We start from the raw sequence: 20,876 nt of genomic DNA, 5'->3' as shown, positions 1-20,876 counted from the left end.
GAGATTAATCTTGTACTTTTATTTCAATGCGATTTTCGCTATCCATCATAGACGCTTTCGCACGGATCTTTGCTTCTAGCTGATTCACAAGGTCATTGTTATCGAAACGCTCTTTTTGACGTTTTCCGTCTTCATAGAACGCACTCTTCTTGTTGCTACCCGCAAGACCCAAATGGGAAACCTCAGCTTCACCAGGACCATTTACCACACAGCCAATAATAGACACATCCATTGGTGTGATGATGTCTTCTAAACGCTGCTCAAGCGCATTTACGGTACCAATAACATCGAATTCTTGGCGTGAACAACTTGGGCAAGCAATAAAGTTGATGCCACGAGAGCGAATACGCAAAGATTTCAGAATATCGAAACCGACTTTGATTTCTTCGACTGGATCAGCAGCTAAAGAGATACGTAACGTATCACCAATACCTTCCGATAAAAGCATGCCCAAGCCAACTGCTGACTTCACAGCACCTGCGCGCGCACCACCAGCTTCAGTAATACCTAAGTGAAGCGGCTGGTCGATTTTCTTCGCTAGCAAGCGGTAAGAATCAACCGCAAGGAATACATCCGATGCTTTAACGCTGACTTTGAACTGATCAAAGTTAAGACGATCGAGATGATCCACATGACGCATCGCTGATTCAACTAGGGCTTCAGGCGTTGGTTCACCGTATTTCATCTGCAGATCTTTTTCCAAAGAGCCGCCATTAACGCCAATACGGATCGGGATATTCTTATCACGCGCACAGTCAACAACCGAGCGAATACGCTCTTCGTTACCAATGTTACCTGGGTTGATACGCAAACAATCGACGCCGTATTCCGCGACTTTCAGTGCGATACGGTAGTCAAAGTGAATATCAGCAACCAGAGGAACAGATACTTGCTGTTTGATCAGCTTAAACGCTTCTGCTGCTTCCATCGTTGGTACTGAAACACGGACGATGTCTGCGCCGACTTTTTCTAGTGCTCGGATTTGTGCGACTGTCGCTTCCACATCAGTCGTGCGAGTGTTAGTCATTGACTGTACGGCAATTGGCGCACCATCACCAATTGGCACATCACCCACATAAATACGCGTCGATTTACGACGAATAATTGGAGATTCGTGTTGCATAATTTTTTATAACGGTAGAGTGAATCTAGCTACTTTGCCTGAAGTATACCCAGAAAGGTCGACAGGTTCACTTGCAAATGTCATTGTTACACCTTCCGGTGCGCCTAATATCACTTTAAATGGCGCTTTTCCGGTAAGTTCCACGTCTTGACCCGGTTTCTGAGTGCCACTTACGAGCGTTTTGCCGTTTGTATCTTTTACTTGGATCCAGCAATCTGCTTTAAATTTCATGGTGAGCAGAGTCATACCTTCTGGCACTACAGGAGATGCGTCTTGAACCTCTTCTGCTGCTTCAATCACAGCAACTGGTTCTTGAGTTGCTTCTGTTGTCGACTCTTCTGTTTCTGCAGATACCACTTCATCAGTTTGCGCTGCATTGATGGATGATTCTGATGCTGTATTGTTTGATGCCACTAGTTCTGCTGGAGTACTTGCGATCAGCTCTTCTTCGGTCATTAGATCAATATCAGCAATTTCATCGGCACTTGGTTGGCTTGTTTCAACATTAGCCTCTGCTACAACTTGAGCGAGACTATTTTCTTGCTGATTTTGCCACCACCAAGCTGCTGAGATACCGATGATGACAATGGCTATTACCCAAGTCAGCAACATAATTCGGCTGTTGTGTTTCTCGTGTTTGGTTTTACGAGAAAAGCTTTGCATTTCGATTTCTTGCTCTTTTGGCTTTACATCTGCCGTTTGTTCTAGAGCAACCAGCACCACTTTCTCATCTAGCCCGACAAACTTTGCGTAAGAACGCAAATAGCCGCGAGTGAATGTCGCTACTTGCTGAGATTCAAATCGGTTGTTTTCAATATCTTCAATAACAGAAACGCGAAGTCTCAGGCGATCAGCAACTTGCTTTTGAGTCATACCTAAAGATTCGCGTTTGTTTTTGAGTAATGTGCCCGCTTCAATCGAAAGCGGTACTTCATTGGTATTTTCGTGTTCTGTCATAATGGTGGTATTTAATCTGTTTTAGTGGCTAACACGGTTATTTATTTTCGTTGTTGTTCTTAAGCCTCACTTAAAGATAGCTAGCCTGTTCGCGTTAACCAAAATTATATTTTTAAGAAATTCTCAACAATTGAGTGTGAATACCCGTTTTGCAAAAATCAGCAAAGCGTATGAGAAAAAATGTTGAGAATAATCGGTGTCTTCATGAATGTTCTTCACCATGATAAGCGAATGTATAACGAAGACAAAAACTCTTTCCACTCAAACTAACAGATAGCTCAAGCTTTTGTCCAAACTTTGACACAGTAAATTGAAATAAACGCCAAAACCATTCAATTTCAGGGGTTACTTTACAAATACAACAAACAAAATAGCCAGAGCAAAGGCTCTGGCTATTTTTAATTTGGGGCAAATTATACCGCTTTTACGTCGATGGTTTCTGCACCGCGCGCAGCTTTTAAAGCCGCAGTACGTTTAGTACGGTCAATAACGTCACCGACTAACTGACCACATGCCGCATCAATATCATCACCACGTGTTTTACGAACCGTCACCGTATGCTCGTATTGCATCAATGTTTTTTGGAATCGGTCAATACGTGAGTTGCTTGGCTTCTTGTACGGAGAACCTGGATACGGGTTAAACGGAATCAGGTTGATCTTACATGGTGTGTCTTTCATCAGCTCAGCCAGCTCGCGTGCGTGACCCATGTCATCGTTCACATGATCAAGCAACACGTACTCGACTGTTACTTTGCCACGGTTTGCGTTCGAAGATGCGATGTAACGACGAACTGACGCTAAGAAGTCTTGAATATCCCAACGATCGTTGATTGGCATGATTTCGCTACGTAGCTTATCGTTTGGCGCATGTAGGGAGATCGCCAATGCGACGTCAATCTTACCTGTCATCTGATCAAGACCAGAAACCACACCTGAAGTTGATACAGTAACGCGACGTTTAGAAAGACCAAAACCAAGATCATCAAGCATGATTTCTAGCGCAGGGATTAGGTTCTTCATGTTTAGAAGAGGCTCACCCATACCCATCATTACGACGTTAGTGATTGGACGACGACCAGTTTCTTTTTGCAAACCGATTTCACGTGCAGCACGCCACACCTGACCGATGATTTCAGATACTTTTAGGTTACGGTTGAAGCCCTGTTGAGCGGTCGAACAGAACTTACACTCCAACGCACAACCTACCTGAGAAGATACACACAACGTCGCGCGATCCTCTTCTGGGATGTAAACCGTTTCTACGTCTTGGTCACCCACCTTCATTGCCCACTTAATCGTGCCGTCTGAAGAGTGCTGAGCTTCTGCAACCGTTGGGGCTTTAATTTCGCACTTGTGCTGCAGTTTTTCACGTAGTTTCTTGTTGATGTTCGTCATGTTGTCGAAGTCATCAACACCGAAATGGTAGATCCACTTCATAACCTGATCAGCACGAAACGCTTTCTCGCCTAGTTCTTCCGCGAAAAACTGACGCATGCCTTTGCGATCAAAGTCGAGTAGATTGATTTTTTCAGTAGTCATGTTGCCTCTCAATGACTGAAACAAGAATAAGGGCGCGAATTGTACAGCCTTTATGCAGCTACAACAAGAGGTCTAAAACCCTGTCTTTGCTAAGGCATTAAAAACACATCGGTTAAATATTAAACAACCCTACCAATGCGCCTTCGAACTGTTTCGATAATAAAAAGCCCCGGAATTATCCGAGGCTAACTATCTTTACGAGCACAAACTAACTACCGATTAGCGAGGGCAAATTTCTGACTCAGGGAAGAAGAACTCAATCTCACGAGCCGCTGATTCAGGACTATCTGAACCATGAACAGAGTTATGACGCATGCTTAGCGCGTAATCTGCGCGAAGTGTGCCTGCTGCCGCTTCTTCTGGGTTGGTTTTACCCATCAATTCGCGGTAACGTGCAATCGCATTTTCGCCTTCCAACACTTGAACCATAATAGGGCCAGAAGTCATGAACTCTTTTAGAGGTTGGAAGAATTCTTTACCTTCATGTTCTGCGTAAAAACCGCTCGCCTGCTCTTCTGTCAGGTGAACCATTTTCGCAGCAATAATACGTAGGCCAGCCTTCTCGATTCGATTGTAGATTTCACCGATCAGGTTTCTTTCCACAGCGTCAGGCTTAACAATGGAAAACGTTCTTTCTAGAGCCATAAAGTTTCCTTTTTGTACTTGTAATAATAGTGTTTAAAAGTGACTTACTTGACTACGACAGCGCCTAACTGACGCCACCATAAATATTATTTTTCTGCTTGCTCATTAAGAAGTCGAGCAAGAGTGCGGACACCCATACCAGTCGCGCCAGCCGCCCACTTGTCTGATGCAGACTTACGGTAAGTACCAGCACAATCGAAGTGCAACCAGCCTTTCTTGTAGTCTTCAACAAAGTAAGACAAAAATGCAGCAGCGGTACTTGCGCCAGGACTGTAGTCTCCAGAGCTGATGTTCGATAAATCAGCGAAGTTTGACGGCAACATTCCACGGTGGAAATCAGCCAGAGGCAGTGGCCACAGGCCTTCTTTCTCTTTGTTTGCTGCGGTTAGCGCTTGATGAGAAAGTTCATCATCAAAGCTCATTAACGCGTGGTAGTCGTTACCCAATGCGTTTTTCGCCGCGCCGGTTAACGTTGCGCAGTCGATGATCAACTCAGGGTTATGCTCGCTTGCATAGATAAGACCATCGGCAAGTACCAAACGACCTTCTGCGTCGGTGTTCATGATCTCAACAGTCTTACCGTTTTTGTAGGTGATGATGTCGCCAAGCTTAAGCGCACGACCAGAAACCATATTCTCAGCACAACACAAGATCAGTTTTACGCGCTTGTTCAAACCACGCAAAATAGCTAACCCCAAACCGCCAGTAATTGTACCTGAACCGCCCATATCGGCTTTCATTGCACTCATAAAGTTTGAAGGCTTAAGGCTGTAACCGCCTGAATCAAACGTAATGCCTTTACCTACTAGACACGCGAATACTGGTGCGTTTTCATCGCCAGTCGGGTTGTAATCCAATTGCAGCATTGCTGATGTGCGATCCGAACCACGACCAACCGCATAGATACCTTCCCAACCTTCCGCTAGTAGATCTTTGTCTTTAACAATACGAGCCGTTACTGTGCCTTCTGGTGCGACAGATTTGATGAACTCAGCCGCCATCGTAGCAAGTTGACGAGGTGCAACTTCTTCCGCCGTTTTGTTGATGATATCGCGCGTAAAATCGGTCGCTTTAATGCGAGCTTGAAGTTCAGTTTGGTCTTCTTCAGAAAGCGCAGTCCATTCTAGTAAACCGTGTTTTTTCGGGTTGCGGTAACCTTGATGGAAAGCCCAGATGCTTTCCAAATCCCAATGTTCACCAGAAAGTAGAACTGAATGAATTCCTTGGCCATCTAGCTGACGAGCTGCACGCTGAATTGCACCAAGATCATGACCTTCACCTAGATGAATCGTCGCACCGGTTTCAGAGAATGAAAGTAGTGCTTTCTCACCCCAGTGTGGAGCAGCAGAATCTTGACTTAAAAATACAGACATCTGTGTAGACATGGTTTCTCCTTGTCTTATATCGGCGTAGCCTACGCCGCTTCTTTTTAATAACTCACGGATGTTAGCATTATGTAGGGTAAAAATGTCAACTTGATAAAAAAACGGACCTAGAGGTCCGCTTTTTTTAGTAAGAATTGTTAACTCGGCTGCGTTTTACCGCCGAATTGAGCATCAGTCTGCCTCATCCATCCAGCACATGATGACCGCTTCTAAGATCTTTTCGTTACAATGGTTTGGCTCATCGTCAAACTCATCTAACTCCATGATCCATTGATGAAGATCGGTAAAACGCACGGTTTGTGGATCCACATCTGGAAACTTGTCACAAAGCTCAATCGCGATATCGCGAGAATCTGTCCATTTCATTGCTCATCTTCCTTTTTCTTCGCCCCTATTTTGGAGCGATAGTATTAATGATCTTCTGATGCGTGGTTTAGCGTGTATTTTGGAATTTCAACAACCAAGTCTTCATCCGCAACTTTCGCCTGACAACCAAGACGAGACTCCGGCTCAAGACCCCATGCTTTGTCTAGCATGTCATCTTCTAGCTCTTCGCTCTCTTCAAGAGAATCAAAACCTTCACGAATGATCACGTGGCAAGTAGTACAAGCACACGATTTTTCACACGCGTGTTCAATACCAATACCGTTTTTTAGTGCTACGTCTAGAACGGTTTCACCCGTCTTCGCTTCCAACACTGCGCCTTCTGGGCACAAATCTTCGTGTGGTAATACAATAATCTTAGGCATAACTACTTTCTCTTATATATCGTCTACTGATTGACCTGACAATGCAGCTCGAATCGATTTATCCATACGGCGCGACGCAAAGTCTTGGCTAGCTTTGTCTGTATCTTTGATACCTTGCTCAATGGCATTTGCATCATCACCATTACGCAGCTCAATCAGTGCTTCAATGGCTTTTAATAGATCTTGTTTTTCTTGCTCTGATAGTAGTTCATCACCATCAGCTTGCATTGCAGCGATCAAACCTTCAATCACCCGGTCGGCTTCAACGCGTTGTTCAGCTAACGCACGAGCTTGCATGTCTTCTTTGGCGTGAGTCATCGAATCACGCAGCATGTTCGCAACTTCGTTATCGCTTAAACCGTAAGAAGGTTTCACTTGAATTTCGGACTGAACACCAGTGCTCTTTTCCATTGCAGTCACAGATAGTAAACCGTCAGCATCAACTTGGTACGTCACTCGGATGTGCGCAGCACCTGCCGCCATAGGAGGAATACCTTTTAGTGAGAAACGCGCAAGTGAACGACAATCATCCACCATCTCGCGCTCACCTTGCACAACGTGCACGCTCATCGCCGTTTGACCATCTTTGAAGGTGGTAAACTCTTGCGCGCGAGCAACAGGAATCGTGGTGTTGCGCGGAATGATTTTCTCAACCAACCCACCCATGGTTTCAATACCCAATGATAATGGAATCACGTCAAGCAGCAGCATTTCAGAGTCAGGTTTGTTACCAGCAAGAATATCTGCTTGGATACCCGCACCAATAGCCACCACTTCATCAGGGTTGATGCTAGTGAGTGGTGTGCGACCAAAGAATTCGCCTACCATTTCACGGACAAGCAAGGTACGAGTTGAGCCACCAACCATCACCACTTCAAGTACTTCCTCCGCTTCTACGTCAGCATCTTTCAGTGCACGACGACAAGACATCAGAGTTTTCTTCACGAGTGGGCGAATCAGACCTTCGAACTGCTCGCGTGTTACAGTGCCTTTCCAGCCAAACACGTCAACTTCCACGCTGTCTTGCTCAGAGAAAGCAATTTTAGTCGCCGTTGCAATGTTCAGTAATGCACGGTTTTTCTCAGCAGAAAGCGGCACTTCTAGGCCAGCTTGCTCCATTAGGTAATCCGCTAATAGGTGGTCAAAGTCATCACCGCCAAGTGCAGAGTCGCCGCCTGTTGCTAATACTTCAAATACGCCTTTCGACAAACGTAGGATAGAGATATCGAACGTACCGCCACCTAAATCGTAAACTGCAATCACGCCCTCTTGACCTGAATCCAGACCGTAGGCAATCGCCGCTGCGGTTGGCTCATTGAGAAGACGCAATACATGTAAACCCGCTAGCTTAGCCGCATCTTTCGTGCCCGCGCGTTGCGCGTCATCGAAGTACGCAGGAACGGTAATTACCACACCCGCAAGCTCTCCACCTAGAGTTTCTTCTGCGCGTTTACCTAGCGCTTTTAGAATATCTGCAGAAACTTCAATCGGGTTTTTATCCCCTTGAGCAGTTTGCAGTACTGGTAAGCCATTATCACTCTCTTTAAAACGGTAAGGTAATGAAGGGTAGCGAGATTGAATGTCTTTTAGCGAGCGGCCAATCAAGCGTTTCACTGAGATAATGGTGTTCTCAGGTTCAAACTCTGCTTTGGCTTTCGCATCGTAACCAACCACTGTTGATTCTGCTGAGTAATTCACCACCGATGGCAAAATGCTACGACCTTGCTCATCATTTAATGTGGTGGCATCGCCACTGCGTACAGAAGCGACCAAAGAGTTGGTAGTACCTAAGTCGATACCAGCCGCTAACTTATGCTCATGAGGTGCCGAGCTTTGGCCCGGTTCTGCGATTTGAAGTAGTGCCATGATTGGTCCTTGTCACGCTAACTAGCCGAGAAGCTTATCTTCGACCAGTTCAATTTCGTTCTTTAGTTTGGCAATGAATTTCAATTTACGAACTCGGTCTGCGGCTTCAGCCCAAAGACCATCGTTAAGCTCTTGCTCAACGCTTGCCAAATGCTGCTTATACATTTTGCTGACCTTAGAATCGAAGTCAAAAAGCGCCGATTCAGGATCAGAGCAGTCAGCAATATCTTCTAGTTCTTCGCGCAGTTCCATTTGTTCCATCAGGAACATCGGATCTTGCATGGTTTGTTGCTCACCACGGATTTCCACTCCCTGCTCTGCCAAGATGTACTCCGCACGAGAGATAGGATGTTTGAGGACTTGGTACGCATCGTTAATTTGCGCAGCCTTTTGCACCGACATCAAGCGGTCTCGCTCAGAGGCGGTAGCAAAGTTGTCCGGGTGGAAGCGCTTTTGTAGTTCTCGGAACTTAGAAGAAAGAAGGCTACCATCCAGCTGAAACTGACTTGGTAGCCCAAATAATTCAAAGTGATTCATTAAGATCGGGTCCTAGTAAAGCCTTCCGGACTCGCTTGCCCAGAAGGACAATCAATTAGACGTTGAAGCTTTCACCACAACCACATTCACTTTTTGCATTAGGGTTGTTGAATTCAAAACCTTCATTCAACCCTTCTTTCACGTAATCCAATTCGGTACCGTCTAAGTACACCAAGCTTTTCTTGTCGATGATGATTTTCACGCCTGAGAAATCAAACACTTCATCTTCTTCGTTTAGCTCGTCAACAAACTCAAGTACGTAAGCCATGCCGGAACAACCTGTCGTCTTCACTCCAAGACGTAAACCGATACCTTTGCCTCGGTTATCTAGGAATGCTTTTACGCGACTTGCCGCTGTTTCTGTCATTGTGATGGCCATACTGCACCTTAGTCTGTCTAAATTACGATTGGAATGGGAGCGTTAAAGGCTCCCATTATATTACGGAATAATTATTCTTGGTGTTTTTTCTTGTAGTCAGCAACCGCTGCTTTGATTGCGTCTTCAGCAAGAATTGAACAGTGAACTTTCACAGGTGGAAGTTCTAGCTCTTCTGCAATTTCAGAGTTCTTAATTGCAGCCGCTTCATCAATTGATTTGCCTTTTACCCACTCTGTTACTAGTGAGCTTGACGCGATTGCACTACCACAACCGTAAGTTTTGAACTTCGCATCTTCGATGATACCTTCCGGTGTCACTTTGATTTGCAGTTTCATTACGTCACCACAAGCTGGAGCGCCAACCATGCCGCTACCTACTGATGGGTCTTCTTTGTCAAATGAACCAACGTTACGCGGGTTCTCGTAGTGATCAATTACTTTTTCGCTGTATGCCATGATAAATTACCTCGAATCCTCTATTCAGTCCGTGAGATTAATGGTGAGCCCATTCAACAGTGCTCAGATCAACCCCTTCCTTGTACATATCCCATAGAGGAGACATGTCGCGTAGCTTAGTCACTGCAACGCGGATTTGTTCAATTGCGTAATCAATTTCTTCTTCAGTGGTAAAACGACCGAATGAGAAACGAACCGAGCTGTGAGCCAACTCATCATCCATGCCTAGGGCACGAAGTACGTAAGAAGGCTCTAGACTCGCAGAAGTACATGCACTACCTGAAGATACCGCTAGATCTTTTAGCGACATCAGCAGAGATTCACCTTCTACGAAAGCAAAACTGATGTTTAGGTTTTGTGGTACACGCTGCTCTAGGTCACCGTTCACTGTGACCGCTTCAAGGTCTTTCACACCATTAAGAAGGCGGTTACGAAGTGCTAGTGCGTGGTCGTAATCTTTCTGCATCTCTTCTTTTGCAATGCGGAAAGCTTCCCCCATACCTACGATTTGGTGAGTTGCTAACGTACCAGAACGGAAACCACGCTCATGGCCGCCACCGTGCATTTGTGCTTCAAGGCGGATACGAGGTTTACGACGTACGTAAAGTGCACCGATACCTTTTGGACCGTAGACTTTGTGTGCTGACAATGAAATCAAATCAACTTTCATTTCTTGAACGTCGATTGGCAATTTACCAGCAGACTGAGCTGCATCCACGTGGAACACGATCTTGCGCTCACGACATAGTTCGCCGATTGCTGCGATGTCTTGAATTACACCAATTTCGTTGTTTACGTGCATAATAGACACAAGCACTGTGTCATCGCGCATTGCCGCTTTCAGCTTCTCAAGATCGATAAGGCCATTTGATTCAGGCTCTAGGTAAGTCACTTCAAAGCCTTCGCGCTCTAGCTGACGACATGGGTCAAGCACCGCTTTATGCTCTGTTTTACAAGTGATTACGTGCTTGCCTTTTTTCGAGTAAAAGTGCGCAGCACCTTTAATCGCAAGGTTGTCAGACTCTGTCGCACCAGATGTGAATACGATTTCGCGAGGATCTGCATTTAGAAGGTCAGCAATTTGCTCACGAGCAGTATCTACCGCTTCTTCTGCCTGCCAGCCGTAACGGTGCGAACGTGAAGCTGGGTTGCCAAATGTGCCATCCATTGTCATGTACTGAACCATTTTTTCAGCAACACGTGGATCAACTGGACATGTAGCGGAATAATCAAGATAAATCGGCAGTTTCATTCTCTACTCCAATGTAAAATGCTGACCGCTAAGAGCGGACGTTTACACCGATGGGCGCGGCGGTTGTATTTTTGTTTGAAAGCCCATGAGTTACCGCCAGATCAATATCCTGACGATCAGAAATTTCTAGCACTTCATTGTCTGTCATCAACTCACCAAGAGTGATGTTATTCAAGAAGTCACTAATGCGAGAACTTAGGTCACGCCATAGCGTATGAGTTAAGCAACGAGTCCCGCCTTGGCAATCTCCTTTGCCCTGACATTTGGTTGCGTCAACTGACTCATCAACGGCCGCAATCACAGTACCGATAGCGATACTATGTGCGTCGGCACCAAGTCGGTAACCACCACCAGGACCACGAACGCTGGCAACGAGACCTGCTTTACGCAATTTAGAAAAAAGCTGCTCTAAGTAAGAGAGCGAGATCCCCTGACGTTCTGAAATATCAGCAAGAGGTACAGGGTTTTGTTGCGAATGCAGTGCCACATCCAGCATGGCTGTCACCGCATATCTTCCTTTAGATGTAAGTTTCATACCACACCGTATCCACATGGTTTGTAATGGTTAAGATTTTTCCATACCCGAGTAAAATGGTCAAGTATTTATTTGACTAAATTACTCAGGTATTCATCCTTACACCTAAAAAGGTTATTCTTTATTCAGAGCTTCTTTTCAATTGAGGTCAAAATACCGCGAAGAATATTCAACTCTTGAGTCTCTGGTCGTGCTCGAGAGAAAAGACGACGCAATTTATTCATCACCTGGCCAGGTTGTTCTTTGTTTATAAACTGGGTCTCTACGATGACCTTTTCAAGATGGTCAAAGAACATTTCTAGCTCTTTATGACGAGGATACTCTTCGACTTCAACTGGTGAGAATTGTTTCTGCTCAAGATTAAGATGAGCAACACGAACTTCATAGCTTAGCGTTTGAACCGCCATCGCTAAGTTCAAGGAACTGTATTCAGGGTTAGCAGGAATGCATACATGATAGTGGCACTTTTGTAGCTCTTCGTTAGTTAGGCCTGTTCTTTCACGCCCAAACACTAAAGCTACCGGATGTTTTTGGCCTTCAACTGCAAACTTTTCACCACATTCACGTGGCTCAAGCATTGGCCATTCTAATGTGCGAGAGCGAGCACTTGAACCGACCACAAGACCACAGTCTTCAATAGCTTCTTCCAGTGTGCTTACGACTTGAGCATTCTGAGCGATATCAGCGGCACCAGCGGCCAGTGCTAGCGTTTGTTCATCCACTTCACATTGTGGATCGACCAATACAAGTTGGCTTAAACCCATCACTTTCATTGCTCGGGCTGCTGAGCCAATATTGCCAGAATGTGAGGTGCCTACGAGTACGACTTTTACTTGATCCAACATCTATGATTGCTACCTAAATTAAAACCGCAGGATGTTACCATAGTTTTTTAACACACCCTAGGGAGAAGCTGACTTCTATTCGCATTCTCATCAATTGTTGTGTTGTATGACGCGATATCAAAGATGACACCATTCATTAACGTCTAAAAAATAACCACTTCCTTTTTCGTTTATCTTTGGTATACTCGCCGCCGCTTTTATTCGTTCTTTAACATCCGTTGGGAAATTTGTATGCATCCAATGCTAAACATTGCTATTCGCGCTGCGCGAAAAGCAGGCAATCATATTGCTAAATCATTAGAAAACACTGATAAAGTAGAATCTACACTTAAAGGCACTAATGACTTTGTCACTAACGTAGACAAAGAAGCAGAATACATCATCATCGATACTATCAAGCAGTCTTACCCAGAGCACTGCATCGTTGCTGAAGAACAAGGTCTTATCGAAGGTAAAGATAAAGACGTACAATGGATCATCGACCCACTGGATGGCACTACTAACTTTGTAAAAGGTTACCCACACTTCGCGGTTTCTATCGCTGTTCGTATCAAAGGCAAAACTGAAGTTGCTTGTGTTTACGACCCAATGCAAAACGAACTATTTACTGCACAACGCGGTGCTGGTGCTCAGCTAAACAGTGCACGTATTCGTGTTACTCCGCTGAAAGACCTTCAAGGTACTGTTCTAGCAACAGGTTTCCCATTCAAGCAGAAGCAACACTCAGAGTCTTACATTAAGATCGTTGGTTCTCTATTCACTGAATGTGCTGACTTCCGTCGTAGCGGCTCTGCTGCTCTTGACCTATGTTACGTGGCTGCTGGCCGTGTTGATGGTTACTTCGAGCTAGGTCTAAAACCTTGGGATATGGCTGCAGGTGAGCTTATTGCTCGTGAAGCTGGCGCAATCCTAACTGACTTTGCTGGCGGCACTGAGTACATGAAGTCTGGTAACATTGTTGCTTCAAGCGCTCGTGGCGTGAAATCTATGCTTAAGCATATTCGCGAAAATGGTAACAGCGCGATCCTTAAGTAAGATTTAAAAGTCAATTTAGCCCGTCACGCTGATGACTTTAAGAAGCCCCGCTCAACGAGCGGGGCTTTTTTGTATCCAAACCCACATTGTTTAGATTCTAAAAACTTGGGCTACTTGGGCTACTTGGGCTACTTGGGCTAGAATATAAAAACTTGATGGCCGCAAAACACTCTACTTCTTTGCTCAAAGTCTAGATACAAAAAACCGCTGAGAGTTCAGCGGTTTTTGTTTTCGATTCTCAATCAGCCTTATGGCATCTCGTCGAATTCTGCGCCTTCTTTTTCTACTTGCGGTGGCATCAAGTGCTCTTTCTGGATACCCAGTTTTAGAGCAAGTGCAGATGCTACGTAGATAGAAGAGTAAGTACCAACCGTGATACCTAACAACAGTGCCGTTGCAAAACCGTGGATCATTGCCCCGCCCTGTACAAACAGTGCAATAACTACAAACAACGTTGTACCAGAAGTAATCAACGTACGGCTCAATGTTTGTGTAATCGAAGCATCCATGATGTCCGCAGGATCACCTTTACGCATCTTGCGGAAATTTTCACGAATACGGTCGAATACTACGATGGTATCGTTGAGCGAGTAACCAACAACCGTTAGCAACGCAGCCACGATAGTTAGGTCCACTTCAATCTGTAGGAATGAGAATACACCCAGCGTGATAATAATATCGTGCGCCAACGCCATTACAGCACCAGCTGCTAGACGCCATTCAAATCGCATTGATACGTAAATCAGGATACAGATGAGCGACACAAGGATCGCCAGACCGCCCGCTTCAGTTAGTTCATCACCAACGTTTGGACCAACAAACTCGATACGGCGCATTTCTACGCTTTCACCAGTACCTTCTTTGATCGCACCGATGATTTGGTTACCTAGCGTTTCGCCAGAAACGTCGTCACGAGGACGAAGACGCACCATCACATCGCGAGCACTACCAAAGTTCTGTACTGTCGCATCTCCGAAACCTTTTGCATCAAGTGCTGTACGGATTTCTTCAAGGTTAGCTGGTTTTTCAAAGCCAACTTCGATTAGCGTACCGCCCGTGAAGTCTAGACCCCAGTTCAGCCATTTGGTTGATAATGTGAAGATAGAAGCGGCAATCATAAAGATTGAGAATACGAACGCCACTTTTGACCAACGCATAAAGCCGATCGACTTCTCTGCTTTTAGAATTTGAAACATATTAATTCCCAGCCTTAGATCGACAATTTATCAACGCGTTTGCCACCGTACAGTAGGTTCACGATACAACGTGTACCAATGATGGCGGTGAACATTGAAGTTAAGATACCGATAGATAGAGTAACTGCGAAACCTTTCACTGCACCTGTACCAACAGCAAACAGAATGATTGCAGTGATAAGCGTCGTGATGTTCGCATCGGCAATGGTACTAAATGCGTTGGCGTAACCTTGGTGAATCGCTTGTTGTGGACTACGTCCATCTCGCAACTCTTCACGGATACGTTCAAAGATCAGTACGTTAGCATCGACGGCCATACCCACAGTCAATACGATACCGGCAATACCTGGCAGCGTCATCGTTGCCCCTGGAATCATCGACATCACACCAATGATCAACACTAAGTTAGCCATCAACGCAATATTGGCAATCAGACCAAAGCCGCGGTAGTAAAGCAGAGTAAATAGCATTACAGCTACCATACCCCAAACACACGCTTGGATACCCATGTCGATGTTTTGCTGACCCATTGACGGACCAATGGTACGTTCTTCAACGATAGAGATCGGTGCGATAAGTGCACCTGCACGTAATAGAAGTGCGAGGTTGTGCGCTTCAGCAGCAGAGTCGATACCTGTAATACGGAAGTTACGGCCAAGTGCAGATTGAATCGTTGCTTGGTTAATCACTTCTTCGTGCTTAGTCAGGATAACTTTGCCTTCAGGCGTTTTACGACCGCTGTCTTTGTACTCAGCAAACACGGTAGCCATTAACTTACCAATGTTTTTCTTCGAGAACGCCGACATCTTGTTACCACCCTCGCTGTCTAGCGAGATGTTAACTTGAGGGCGACCGTATTCATCCACACTAGAACTTGCATCCGTGATGCTAGCGCCGCTTAGGATGACACGCTTTTTAAGTACAACAGGACGACCATCGCGATCTTGTTTGATTTCACTGCCCGCAGGTGCACGGCCATTCGCCGCCGCTGCTAAATCAGCTTTATCATCAACTTCACGGAATTCAAGGGTTGCCGTAGCACCGAGAATTTCTTTCGCACGAGCAGTATCTTGAACACCTGGCAGCTCAACAACGATGCGGCTAGCGCCTTGACGTTGCACAAGCGGCTCAGCAACACCCAGCTCGTTTACACGGTTACGTAGAATCGTGATGTTTTGTTCTACAGCGTAGTTACGAATCTCTTGCAAACGTTGCTCAGTAAAAGTGGCGATAAGAGCGTAACGACCATTCGAATCAGACTCGACAAAGTTCATGTCAGGATGATTCTTCGTTAGCGTGCGCTTCGCTTCAGCCAGTTGCTCTTCGTCACGTAGCAGTACTTCCACCCCTTCTTTGCCAGAAGGACGGATTGCACGGTAACGAATCTTAGCGTCACGAAGTTCACTACGGAAAGCTTCCTCTTGTTGACCAACAAGCTTTTCCATTGCTGCGTCCATATCCACTTCCATCAAGAAGTGAACACCACCACGTAGGTCAAGACCTAGTTTAAGTGGCGACGCACCAATTGCTTCTAGCCAATCTGGAGTAGAAGGAGCAAGGTTAAGTGCAACAATTTTGTCTTTGCCAAGCGCTTCGCTGATGACATCACGCGCACTAATTTGAGTATCAGTGTCGTTGAAACGAACAAGAATTGATCCATTCTCGAGAGCAATGGATTTATGAGAGAGATGCTCTTTATCAAGAGCAGTGGTGACAGCATCCAGCGTTGACATATCTACAGAGGCGCCACGCGCCCCTGTAACTTGAATAGCCGGATCTTCACCGTAGATATTTGGAAGTGCATACAATGCAGCGGTGATGATGGCAAAAAACACCATCAAGTACTTCCATAATGGGTAACGGTTTAGCACAGCGAGGACCCTTTAGCTGTTTTATAGAGACTTAAGCGTACCTTTTGGCAGCACTGCAGTGATGAAGTCTTTCTTGATTACAACTTCATTGTTCGCATTAAGCTCAATTGAAATGTAGTCGTTGTCTTCAGCGATTTTAGTGATTTTACCCACTAGACCGCCGCTGGTCAGAACTTCGTCACCTTTGCCCATAGAAGACATTAGGTTCTTGTGTTCTTTAACACGTTTCGCTTGTGGGCGGTAAATCATGAAGTAGAAAATCACTGCGAACATGCCAAGCATGATTAGCATTTCGAAACCACCGCCAGCTGGCGCGCCTTCTGCTGCTGCGTGAGCCTGAGAAATAAACATTAAAACATCCTCATTATATTTTATTGATAATCCAACAAGTTGGGCTTTCGCAATTTAGATTCAAGTCTGAGAGTGACTAATAGAGATCGCTCTCTCAAAAATAACGTGCGTTAGCCTACTTTATTAGCAAAAGCCTCTGGCGACATGCCAAAGGCTTTAATTCTTTTAAGCTTTGCTTAGTGGTGGCACTTCGCGGTCACGACGAGCGTAAAACTCTTGAACAAACTCATCGAAACGGTCTTCATCAATCGCCTTGCGAATGCTTTCCATCAGACGCTGGTAGTAACGCAGGTTGTGGATCGTATTCAGACGAGCACCTAGAATTTCGTTACAACGCTCTAGGTGGTGAAGGTACGACTTGCTGTAGTTCTGACAAGTGTAACAGTCACAATGCGGATCTAACGGCGTTGTATCCGTTTTATGTTTCGCATTACGGATCTTGATCACACCACCAGTCACAAATAGGTGACCGTTACGTGCGTTACGCGTAGGCATTACACAGTCAAACATGTCGATACCGCGACGAACGCCTTCTACCAAGTCTTCCGGTTTACCTACGCCCATTAGGTAGCGTGGCTTATCTTCTGGAAGTTGTGGACAAGTGTGCTCAAGAATACGGTGCATGTCTTCTTTTGGCTCACCAACTGCCAAACCACCCACAGCGTAGCCGTCAAAACCGATCTCAGTTAGGCCTTTTACCGATACATCACGAAGGTCTTCGTAAACACCACCTTGAACAATACCAAATAGGTTGTTCGGGTTTTCTAGCTTATCGAAGTGATCACGTGAGCGTTGAGCCCAACGTAGCGACATTTCCATCGATTTTTTCGCTTCGTTATGTGTCGCAGGGTATGGCGTACACTCGTCGAAAATCATTACGATGTCAGAGCCTAGATCTTTTTGAATTTCCATCGACTTTTCTGCATCCATGAAAATCTTGTCGCCATTCACAGGGTTACGGAAGTGAACACCTTTCTCTGTGATAGTACGCATCTTACCTAGGCTGAATACTTGGAAACCGCCTGAATCGGTAAGAATAGGACCGTGCCAGTTCATGAAATCGTGCAGGTCACCGTGCATTTTCATCACTTCTTGACCAGGACGCAGCCACAAGTGGAACGTGTTGCCTAGCAGAATTTCTGCCCCTGTGCCTTTTACTTCTTCTGGTGTCATGCCTTTAACCGTACCGTAGGTACCGACTGGCATGAACGCTGGAGTTTGGACAGTGCCGCGTTCGAAAGTCAGTTGACCACGACGCGCATTACCGTTTTTCTTCTTAAGATCGAATTTTAATTTCACGATGCCTCCGAATGTCAGAGAAACAGTCTGACTGAGTGTTTAGGGCTCTGCCCTACTTAAGGAGCGGTCGCTTTTCCTTGCGAGAGACAAAGCAATGAATGCTTTATTTCCTAGCTTACTGCTAGCACTCGTAAATCTTATTTTTTACTAAATCGTTTTCTTTTTGATGAACATTGAGTCACCGTACGAGAAGAAGCGGTATTTGTTTTCCACCGCATGCTTGTAAGCATTCATGGTGTTCTCGTAGCCAGCAAACGCACTCACCAACATGATCAATGTTGATTCTGGTAAGTGGAAGTTCGTGATCAAGCAATCCACCAGCTGGTATTCGTAACCAGGGTAGATAAAAATTTCAGTATCGCCGAAGAATGGAACCAATTCTGAGCCTTTCTTCAACGCATCTTGCGCTGCACTTTCGAGTGAACGTACTGATGTTGTACCCACTGCGATGATGCGACCACCGCGAGCTTTGGTTGCATTGATGGCATCCACCACTTCTTGCGGTACTTCTACATACTCTGCATGCATGTGGTGATCGTTGATGTTATCCACTTTTACTGGTTGGAACGTACCTGCACCGACGTGTAGTGTAACGTAAGCAAACTCAGCGCCTTTGGCTTTGATCTTATCTAAAAGAACGTCATCAAAGTGCAGGCCAGCTGTAGGTGCTGCTACTGCGCCTGGTTTTTGGTTATATACGGTTTGGTAACGCTCTTTATCTGCGTCTTCATCTGGGCGGTCAATGTATGGAGGAAGTGGCATGTGGCCAATTTCTTCAAGGATTTCTAATACCGTCTTATCAGAGTTAAATTTCAGTTCGAATAGGGCGTCGTGACGAGCCACCATTTCCGCTGAGTATTCGTCATTCTCGCCCACAATAATAGTAGTGCCTGGTTTTGGTGATTTAGAGCAGCGAACGTGCGCAAGGATGCTGTTCTCATCTAGCATGCGCTCCACTAGCACCTCTAACTTACCGCCAGATTCTTTACGACCAAACATACGCGCTGGAATAACGCGGGTATTATTGAAAACCACTAAGTCACCAGCTTGAACTTGGTTTAACACATCGGTAAATGTGCCATCTATAAGCTCGCCAGTATTGCCGTCCATTTGTAGCAGTCGGCTTGCGGTACGCTCTGGTTGAGGGTAACGAGCGATGAGTTCATCTGGAAGGTCGAAATGGAAATCTGATACTTGCATGTTACTTGTCTTATATATTGGTCAAATCACGTCAAAGAAGACGATTAAATTGCGACGAGTTTTTCGCAGCAGACTAGTATATGTTTACATGCTGCAATAGCAAGCAAATCCCCAGAATATCGCTGTAAAAGCCATGGTGAAGAGTGTAATAAAACATGAAAATCCGCGATCACTTGGCAATATTCTTACATGGCGTAAGGACATTCATTTTGACGACGCACTCATCGTCATTTATACAGCGCCAACCTAACAATAAAACGAGCAGCGACGTGCGCTGCTCGTTTCTTTCAACATCGTTAACGTGATTAAGCTTCGCGTCTGCGCCACCATGCTAAAGGAGCGAACAGAGCCAACAACCAGAGATTTAGACTGCCGCCATCGTCATCGGAACCTTTGAAATCACAATTATTGGTTGCGATACCATCGTGACACTCTTTGCCCGCTTCTTCTCTAGCATTGATGATAAAATTTGGTTCAGTGATGTAACGGTTTGGTGGTGTGTCGGCAGTAATGTAAGACTGAACCCAATCGTAGTAGTTACTGACCTTCGTATAAAAACTTGGAATGGTCAGCGAGCCACAAGTCGGCAATACCAAAGGACCACCACTCACGACCCCAATTTGCTTGCCTGTCGCAATGTCCAGCAGCGGGCCACCGCTGTCCCCTTTACAAGCAGAGTTACCATATTGAGTGCTGCTGCTTGGCTCTAAAATCCTATTGAATGTGGGCACTGTACAGATCTTAGTCGCGTTGGTTCTAGAGTTAATCAACCCCGGATAGCTATTGCCAATTTCCAGACGCTCATAACACTTGTCTATCGGAAGAAAACCGATCTGAGTGGTTTGTAACAAAGGAGAAGCCTCCGATGCCATTGGCGTTGTTGTTCCCCATCCATACACCTGAACATTTTCAGTTCGCTGGTTGGTGTCGTAGTTATCGTTCCAATCCGCCGCTAATCGAGCCTCAATGCTGATCATGTCTTCTTTCGTGGCGAGGTCAGCCACATTCACCCCAGTAACTGGGCGAGTAAGGTAAAGCAGCGCAATGTCATTATCGAGCGCCGTTTGAATAGGCTTCACATTCCCCTTGCTGTCAACATCCGCTTTCGAGATACGAGTGTAGTTTGGATGCACGACGACATGCGAAACGGTGTAGTAGTTGTCGATACTCGTATCGTGAAGACTATGTACACGAGCAGTGATAGACAGTTCACCCGGTTGGGTAACGTAATAGCTCGCTTCGTTCGAACCTTGCCCCATTACGACACAGTGGGCCGCAGTCATTACCCACTGGTCAGTGACCATAGTGCCGCCACAGTTTTGAAATTCCGCCATGTTACTGGCTCGAATCGCAACGCGATCTGCAGGGTTTGACTCCACACTGCCCAAAACGATGGCCTGAGCGGATTGGACACTCATTGCAGCAGCCATCAGTGCAAATAATTTTTTGTACATAATCGTCTTCAATTTGGTAAGCCTGAGCGTATCTTCTTCGAGAGACGAATCTTGGAAAATCCAACGAATAAAAATGTGCGATTCAATTCATTGGATTACCTTGGGTACACATTCAATATCAATCAAAAATGCCAACTGACTCGCACGCAAACCGACTTATTCAAACTAATAAAAACATCGATAACACACAGATTACGCAGT

General features: G+C 45.5%; 21 protein-coding genes. 1 reads left to right on the top strand and 20 read right to left on the bottom strand.

Annotated elements, in window-relative coordinates; all coding sequences use genetic code 11:
• Positions 1-4: 4 nt before the first annotated feature.
• The 14 genes from ispG to trmJ all read right to left on the bottom strand — a co-directional run bounded on the left by ispG (position 5) and on the right by trmJ (position 12,269).
• Positions 5-1,123 carry a flavodoxin-dependent (E)-4-hydroxy-3-methylbut-2-enyl-diphosphate synthase gene (ispG, locus tag BIW15_RS22365; RefSeq protein ID WP_005460234.1) on the bottom strand — a complete coding sequence of 373 codons (1,119 nt, stop codon included), beginning with the start codon at positions 1,121-1,123 and terminating at the stop codon, positions 5-7.
• Positions 1,124-1,129: 6 nt separating this feature from the next.
• Positions 1,130-2,080 (bottom strand): cytoskeleton protein RodZ, encoded by a 951-nt coding sequence (gene rodZ, locus BIW15_RS22360; RefSeq protein WP_029834224.1) that lies wholly within the window; start codon positions 2,078-2,080, stop codon positions 1,130-1,132.
• 413 nt (positions 2,081-2,493) lie between these two features.
• Positions 2,494-3,621, bottom strand: coding sequence for a bifunctional tRNA (adenosine(37)-C2)-methyltransferase TrmG/ribosomal RNA large subunit methyltransferase RlmN (locus tag BIW15_RS22355; RefSeq protein WP_005460214.1), 1,128 nt, complete (start codon positions 3,619-3,621; stop codon positions 2,494-2,496).
• 219 nt (positions 3,622-3,840) lie between these two features.
• Positions 3,841-4,266 carry a nucleoside-diphosphate kinase gene (gene ndk, locus BIW15_RS22350; protein ID WP_005460254.1) on the bottom strand — a complete coding sequence of 142 codons (426 nt, stop codon included), beginning with the start codon at positions 4,264-4,266 and terminating at the stop codon, positions 3,841-3,843.
• A gap of 86 nt (positions 4,267-4,352) precedes the next feature.
• A complete protein-coding gene (gene pepB, locus BIW15_RS22345) occupies positions 4,353-5,651 on the bottom strand; it encodes an aminopeptidase PepB (protein ID WP_005460223.1) in 1,299 nt (432 codons plus the stop codon).
• A 171-nt stretch (positions 5,652-5,822) separates the two neighbouring features.
• Positions 5,823-6,017, bottom strand: coding sequence for a Fe-S cluster assembly protein IscX (gene iscX / locus BIW15_RS22340; RefSeq protein ID WP_005460231.1), 195 nt, complete (start codon positions 6,015-6,017; stop codon positions 5,823-5,825).
• A 44-nt stretch (positions 6,018-6,061) separates the two neighbouring features.
• On the bottom strand, positions 6,062-6,400 hold the full coding sequence (gene fdx, locus BIW15_RS22335) for an ISC system 2Fe-2S type ferredoxin (RefSeq protein ID WP_005460237.1): 339 nt from the start codon (positions 6,398-6,400) through the stop codon (positions 6,062-6,064).
• A 12-nt stretch (positions 6,401-6,412) separates the two neighbouring features.
• Entirely contained in the window at positions 6,413-8,266 is a 1,854-nt protein-coding gene (gene hscA, locus BIW15_RS22330) for a Fe-S protein assembly chaperone HscA (protein ID WP_077281637.1), read from the bottom strand.
• Positions 8,267-8,287: 21 nt separating this feature from the next.
• On the bottom strand, positions 8,288-8,803 hold the full coding sequence (gene hscB, locus BIW15_RS22325) for a co-chaperone HscB (RefSeq protein WP_077281636.1): 516 nt from the start codon (positions 8,801-8,803) through the stop codon (positions 8,288-8,290).
• 55 nt (positions 8,804-8,858) lie between these two features.
• The gene (iscA, locus tag BIW15_RS22320) at positions 8,859-9,182 is read right to left on the bottom strand and encodes an iron-sulfur cluster assembly protein IscA (RefSeq protein WP_005482998.1); all 324 of its coding nucleotides are present in this window, start codon (positions 9,180-9,182) and stop codon (positions 8,859-8,861) included.
• Between the two features lie 71 nt (positions 9,183-9,253).
• Entirely contained in the window at positions 9,254-9,637 is a 384-nt protein-coding gene (gene iscU / locus BIW15_RS22315; RefSeq protein WP_005483070.1) for a Fe-S cluster assembly scaffold IscU, read from the bottom strand.
• A gap of 37 nt (positions 9,638-9,674) precedes the next feature.
• Complete coding sequence (locus BIW15_RS22310) at positions 9,675-10,889, bottom strand: IscS subfamily cysteine desulfurase (RefSeq protein WP_005460179.1); 1,215 nt, start codon at positions 10,887-10,889, stop codon at positions 9,675-9,677.
• 28 nt (positions 10,890-10,917) lie between these two features.
• Positions 10,918-11,424 (bottom strand): Fe-S cluster assembly transcriptional regulator IscR, encoded by a 507-nt coding sequence (gene iscR, locus BIW15_RS22305; RefSeq protein ID WP_005381720.1) that lies wholly within the window; start codon positions 11,422-11,424, stop codon positions 10,918-10,920.
• A gap of 125 nt (positions 11,425-11,549) precedes the next feature.
• The gene (gene trmJ, locus BIW15_RS22300) at positions 11,550-12,269 is read right to left on the bottom strand and encodes a tRNA (cytosine(32)/uridine(32)-2'-O)-methyltransferase TrmJ (RefSeq protein WP_005460175.1); all 720 of its coding nucleotides are present in this window, start codon (positions 12,267-12,269) and stop codon (positions 11,550-11,552) included.
• A gap of 231 nt (positions 12,270-12,500) precedes the next feature.
• Between trmJ and suhB the strand changes: the two genes are divergently transcribed.
• Positions 12,501-13,304, top strand: a complete 804-nt coding sequence (gene suhB / locus BIW15_RS22295; protein ID WP_005460178.1) for an inositol-1-monophosphatase — start codon at positions 12,501-12,503, stop codon at positions 13,302-13,304.
• Positions 13,305-13,552: 248 nt separating this feature from the next.
• Here the strand turns inward: suhB and secF are convergent, their stop codons facing one another.
• From secF to BIW15_RS22265, 6 genes are all read right to left on the bottom strand, one after another.
• Positions 13,553-14,500, bottom strand: a complete 948-nt coding sequence (gene secF, locus BIW15_RS22290) for a protein translocase subunit SecF (RefSeq protein ID WP_005460198.1) — start codon at positions 14,498-14,500, stop codon at positions 13,553-13,555.
• A 14-nt stretch (positions 14,501-14,514) separates the two neighbouring features.
• Positions 14,515-16,371, bottom strand: a complete 1,857-nt coding sequence (secD, locus tag BIW15_RS22285; RefSeq protein ID WP_005460193.1) for a protein translocase subunit SecD — start codon at positions 16,369-16,371, stop codon at positions 14,515-14,517.
• Between the two features lie 21 nt (positions 16,372-16,392).
• Entirely contained in the window at positions 16,393-16,722 is a 330-nt protein-coding gene (gene yajC, locus BIW15_RS22280; RefSeq protein ID WP_005460204.1) for a preprotein translocase subunit YajC, read from the bottom strand.
• Between the two features lie 165 nt (positions 16,723-16,887).
• On the bottom strand, positions 16,888-18,021 hold the full coding sequence (tgt, locus tag BIW15_RS22275; protein ID WP_005460199.1) for a tRNA guanosine(34) transglycosylase Tgt: 1,134 nt from the start codon (positions 18,019-18,021) through the stop codon (positions 16,888-16,890).
• A 147-nt stretch (positions 18,022-18,168) separates the two neighbouring features.
• Complete coding sequence (gene queA / locus BIW15_RS22270) at positions 18,169-19,221, bottom strand: tRNA preQ1(34) S-adenosylmethionine ribosyltransferase-isomerase QueA (RefSeq protein ID WP_077281635.1); 1,053 nt, start codon at positions 19,219-19,221, stop codon at positions 18,169-18,171.
• 305 nt (positions 19,222-19,526) lie between these two features.
• Positions 19,527-20,675 (bottom strand): trypsin-like serine protease, encoded by a 1,149-nt coding sequence (locus BIW15_RS22265; RefSeq protein WP_179115329.1) that lies wholly within the window; start codon positions 20,673-20,675, stop codon positions 19,527-19,529.
• Positions 20,676-20,876 lie beyond the last annotated feature (201 nt).

It is taken from the genome of Vibrio sp. SALL6, assembly GCF_002002385.1.
Taxonomy (GTDB): domain Bacteria; phylum Pseudomonadota; class Gammaproteobacteria; order Enterobacterales; family Vibrionaceae; genus Vibrio; species Vibrio parahaemolyticus.
This window is presented reverse-complemented; position numbering and strand designations above follow the sequence as displayed.